Below are 460 nucleotides of genomic sequence, written 5' to 3'. Positions count from 1 at the left end.
ATTAATCACTACAAAGCTTGGTGAGGCCAAAGCGCTGGTCGTAAAAAAGGTTCGCGCAGATGACAGCAAACGCCAGACCTACCTATGGGTTTCAGAGAAATACCCTATGCTTCTTCTCAAAATGACACAGATAGAGAAAGATGGAGAAGAGTATGAAATACATCTAGAGACAGCTAACGTTAACGGCACAGAAGTCACCTTTAAATAGCCAAGAGCAAAGCGCATGAACTACGAGACAGCAAAACAGTACTTACTATCAAAACCTGAAGCCAGAGAAGACTACCCTTTTGGCCCAGATGTTATGGTTCCGAAAATTAAGGCTAAGATGTTTGCTACGCTTGGCGTTAATGACAACATTGCCCAAATGAACCTAAAGTGCGACCCGAATCAAGCAAACGAACTACGCGACCTTTTTGAAGCAGTAAAGCCCGGTTACCATATGAACAAGCTTCACTGGAAT

General features: G+C 43.3%; 1 protein-coding gene and 1 pseudogene. Both read left to right on the top strand.

What is annotated here, in order from left to right:
• Window positions 1-208 (top strand): annotated as a pseudogene (locus A3761_RS27115) (hypothetical protein); the annotation flags it as partial.
• 15 nt (window positions 209-223) lie between these two features.
• On the top strand, window positions 224-460 hold a 237-nt coding region (locus tag A3761_RS06025; RefSeq protein WP_197472876.1), incomplete at its 3' end, for an MmcQ/YjbR family DNA-binding protein.

The organism is Oleiphilus sp. HI0123 (assembly GCF_001635315.1).
Note: the sequence above shows the minus strand (reverse complement) of the source record. Positions and strands in the feature narration are given on the sequence as shown.